Source organism: Kitasatospora sp. NPDC001683, from assembly GCF_053596495.1.
In genome coordinates, this window is record NZ_JBSFGK010000195.1 from 1 (window position 1) to 4886 (window position 4886).

Sequence of the window (4886 nt, forward strand, 5' to 3'; positions counted from 1 at the left end):
GCCAACCGCGCCGCGAACACCGGCGACACCCGCGCCAACTCCACCGCCATCCCGACCCACTGCGCCCCCTGCCCCGGGAACACGAACACCGGCTTGGCAGAGGTACGCGCGCTCCCCGTGACGAGGTGCTCGACGGGCTCCGCGGCGGCCAGCGCGGCCAGGCCGTGGAGGAACCCCTCCCGGTCGGCCGCCACCACGGCGGCCCGGTGCTCGAAGGCGGTACGGGCCGTCGCCAGGGACAGCCCGACGTCCGCGGCGGACCGCTCGGGCTGCGCCTCCAGGTGGGCGGCCAGTTCACGGGCCTGGGCGCGCAGCGCCTCGGCGGACTTCGCGGACAGGATCCAGGGCAGCGCCGCGTCGTCCAGGACCGGGGCCTGGGCCACCGGCTCGGCCGCCAGGGCCTCGGGCGCCTGCTCCACGATGACATGGGCGTTGGTGCCGCTGATCCCGAAGGAGGACACCGCGGCCCGGCGGGGCCGCGAGGTCTCCGGCCAGGGCCGGGCCTCGGTCAGCAGCGACACCGCGCCCGCGGACCAGTCGATGTGCGGGCTCGGCTCGTCGACGTGCAGGGTCTTGGGCATCAGGCCGCCGCGGATGGCCATCACCGACTTGATGATGCCGCCGACGCCGGCCGCGGCCTGGGTGTGCCCGATGTTCGACTTGAGGGAGCCCAGCCACAGCGGCCGGTCCTCGGGGCGCTCCCGCCCGTAGGTGGCGAGCAGCGCCTGTGCCTCGATCGGGTCGCCCAGCTTGGTCCCGGTGCCGTGCGCCTCGACCAGGTCGATCTGGTCGGAGGTCAGCTTGGCCTGGGCGAGGGCCTGACGGATCACCCGCTGCTGGGCGGGGCCGTTGGGGGCGGTCAGGCCGTTGGACGCGCCGTCCTGGTTGACGGCCGAGCCACGGATCACGGCCAGCACCCGGTGCCCGTTGCGCCGCGCGTCGGAGAGCCGCTCCAGGAGCAGCAGGCCGACGCCCTCGCCCCAGCCCGTACCGTCCGCCGAGGCCGCGAAGGACTTGCAGCGGCCGTCCGAGGCCAGCCCGCGCTGGAGCGAGAACTCCACGAAGGTGGTGGGCGTCGCCATGACGGTCACGCCTCCGGCGAGCGCCAGCGAACACTCGCCCTGGCGCAGGGCCTGCGCCGCGAGGTGCACGGTGACCAGGGAGGAGGAGCAGGCGGTGTCGACCGTGACGGCCGGGCCCTCCAGGCCGAGGGCGTAGGAGACCCGGCCGGACAGCACGCTGCCCGCGTTGCCGGTGCTGAGGTAGCCGTCCACGCCCTCGGGCACCTCGCCGAGCCCGCTCGCGTAGTCGTGGTACATGACGCCGGCGAAGACGCCGGTGCTGCTGCCCCGGACCGAGGACGGGTCCACCCCGGCCCGCTCGAAGGCCTCCCAGGCGGTCTCCAGCAGCAACCGCTGCTGCGGGTCCATGGCCAGCGCCTCGCGCGGCGAGATCCCGAAGAAGCCCGCGTCGAACTCGCCCGCCTCGTGGAGGAAGCCGCCCTCGCGGACGTACGAGCGGCCCGGCGCGTCCGGGTCCTGGTCGAACAGTCCGTCCAGGTCCCAGCCGCGGTCCTCGGGGAAGGCGCCGATGCCGTCGCGGCCGGCGGCCACCAGGTCCCAGAGGTCCTCGGGCGAGCGCACGCCGCCCGGGTATCGGCAGGCCATGCCGATGACCACGACCGGGTCGTCGTCGACCGGGCCGCCCGGGACGGCTGGCCGCTCGGCCGCCGCGTCCCGGCCGGGCTCCCCGACGAGTTCCTCGCACAGGTGCCGGACCAGGGCTGCCGGGCTGGGGTGGTCGAAGATCAGGGTGGCGGGCAGGCGCAGGCCGGTCTCGGTGGTGAGGCGGTTGCGCAGCTCGACCGCGGTGAGCGAGTCGAAGCCGAGTTCCGTGAAGGCCCGGTCGACGGCCACCGCGTCCGCCGCGGCGTGGCCGAGGACCGCGGCCACCTGGGTGTGCACGAGGTCCAGCAGGGTCCGCTCCGACCAGTCGGTGCGGTTCGCCGCGGCCGCCGACGCGGCGGCGGTCCGGCGGACCGGAACCCGCACCAGGCCGCGCAGCAGCGCGGGCACCGCCACCGAGCCGCCCGGTGACCGGAGGTCGAGGGGCGTCGGCACCAGCAGCGCCTCGTCCGTACCCAGCGCCAGGTCGAACAGCCGCAGGCCCTCCGCGGCGGAGAGCGCGGCGAGGCCGGAGCCGGTGATCCGCTCCCGGTCGCCGCTCGCGAGCCGGCCGCCCATGCCGCTGCCCTCGGCCCACAGGCCCCAGGCCAGCGAGGTCGCCGGCAGGCCGAGGCCGCGGCGGTACTGGGCGAGGGCGTCCAGGAAGACGTTGCCCGCGGAGTAGCTGCCCTGACCGGGGGCGCCGAAGACGCCGGAGGCGGAGGAGAACAGGACGAAGGCGGCGAGCCCGCGGTCCTTGGTGAGTTCGTGCAGGTGCCAGGCGGCGTCCGCCTTCGGGCGGAGCACCGTGTCGACCCGCTCCGGGGTCAGCGAGCCGATCACCCCGTCGTCCAGCACGCCCGCCGTGTGGACCACGGCCACCAGCGGCTGCTCGGCCGGGATGCCGTCCAGCAGCTCGGCCAGCGCCGTGCGGTCGGTGACGTCGCAGGAGACGACCCGGGCCGAGGCGCCGAGTGCCGCGAGTTCCTCGACGAGTTCGGCGGCGCCCTCGGCGGCCGGTCCGCGGCGGCTGGTCAGCAGCAGCTGCCGGACCCCGTGTTCCCGGGCCAGGTGCCGGGCCAGCAGGCCGCCGAGCCCGCCGGTGCCACCGGTGATCAGGACGGTGCCCCCGCCGTCCCAGGGGGACGCCTCGTCCGGCGCGCCCGTCGCCCGGGCGAGTCGGGGGGCGAGCACCTGCCCGCCGCGCAGCGCGAGCTGGGGCTCGTCGAGGGTCAGGGCGGCCGCCAGGGCGGAGCCGGAACCGGCGTCGCCGTCCAGGTCGACGAGGCGGAAGCTGCCGGGGTTCTCGGCCTGGGCCGACCGGACGAGGCCCCAGACCGGCGCCTGCTCCAGGCCGTCCACCTGCTCGCCGGGCCGGACGGCCAGGGCGGCGCGGGTGACGAACACCAGCTGGGAGGAGTGGTGGCGGGCGTCGGCCAGCCAGGCGTGCAGCAGGGCGAGGGCACCGTGGGTCGTGCCGTGGACGTCGGCGAGCAGCTCGCCCGTCCGGTCGCAGGACACCAGGACGGTGGCGGGCACCGGGTCGAGGGCCTGCAGCTCCTCGACCGAACCGACCCAGCAGAGGGTCGACTCGGTGGTCTCGGGGAGCGGCTGGGCCACCCAGTCGACGCGGAACAGCGAGTCACTCCGCTGCCGCTGCCGCTCCCCGGCCACCGGGCGCAGGGCCAGCTCCTCGACGGTGGCGACGGGCGCGCCCGTCGCGTCCGCGACGTCCAGGGCGACGGCGTCGGTGCCCGCCGGGGACAGCCGGACCCGCAGGGCCGTGGCCCCGGTCGCGTGGAGGGTGACTCCGGACCAGGAGAACGGCAGGCTGGGCCGGTTGTCGGTGACGAACTCGCCCAGCCCCACGGCGTGCAGGGCCGAGTCGAGCAGCGCCGGGTGCAGGGCGAAGCGGCCGGCCTCGCGCTCCTGCGGCAGCTCGACCTCCGCGAACACCTCCCGGCCGCGCCGCCACACCGCGCGCAGCCCCTGGAACGCCGGGCCGTAGCCGAAGCCCGCCTCGGCCAGGTGCGGGTAGAGCCCCTCGATCGACACCTCCTCGGCGTCCTGCGGGGGCCAGACGGTGAGCGCGGCGGTTCCGGCGGTTCCGCCGGGACGGGTGGGCGTAGCGAGGCCCAGGCGGCCGGTGGCGTGCCGGGTCCAGGGCTCGTCCCCGTGGCGGGAGTGGAAGGTGAGTGGGCGGGTCCCCTGCGCGTCGGGGCGGCCGACGCTGACCTGGAGCTGGACGGAGTCCTGCTCGGGCAGGACGAGCGGGGCCTCGATGGTCAGCTCGTCGATGCGGTCGCAACCCACCTGGTCACCGGCCCGAACGGCCAGCTCCACGTAGGCGGTTCCGGGCACGAAGACGGTACCGGCGATGGCGTGATCGGCCAGCCAGGGGTGGGTGCTCACCGACAGCCGTCCGGTGAACAGGACCTGGTCATCGTCCGCCAGCACCACCATCGCGCCGAGCAGCGGGTGCCCGACCGGGAGCACGCCCGCGGAGGCGACGTCGCCCACGCGGTCAACGGTCGTCCAGTAGCGCTGACGCTGGAAGGGGTACGTCGGCAGGTCGACGCGGCGGCCGGAGAAGACCGCCTGCCAGTCGGGGACGACACCGTGGGTGAAGAGGTCGCCGAGCGCGGACATCGCCGCGAGGGGCTCCTCGCGGTCACGGCGCAGGACGGGGGTGAAGGCGTGGGTGGCGGTGTCGGTGAGGCAGTCCTGGGCGAGGGCGGTCAGGACGCCGTCCGGGCCCAGCTCGACGAAGCGGGTCGCGCCCAGCTGGGAGGCGGTGCGCACACCGTCGTGGAACAGCACGGCCTGGCGGACGTGTCGCACCCAGTAGTCGGGGCTGGTCAGCTCCTCGGCGGTGGCGAGTGCGCCGGTCACATTGGAGACGACCGGGATCCTCGGCTCGTCCGCCTTGAGAGCGCTGACGACCGTACCGAACTCGGCCAGCATCGGCTCCATCAGCGGCGAGTGGAAGGCATGGCTGACGGAAAGGCGCTTGGCCCGGTGGCCGGCCGCCTTTGCCTTCTGCTCGACCTTCTCGATCGCCCCCGCGTCGCCCGAAAGGACCACCGAACGCGGACCGTTGACCGCCGCGACATCGACCAGGCCCTCGCAGCCGGCGAGGAGCTCCACAGCGGTCTGCTGATCGACCGCCACCGCGAGCATCGCGCCCCCGGCGGGCAGTGCCTGCATCAACCGACCACGCGC

1 protein-coding gene is annotated in these 4886 nt (G+C 75.5%); it reads right to left on the reverse strand.

The window, feature by feature from the left end:
• The coding region (locus tag ACWCYO_RS40195) for an SDR family NAD(P)-dependent oxidoreductase (protein WP_449786996.1) at nt 1-4886 on the reverse strand (4886 nt) is incomplete at both ends.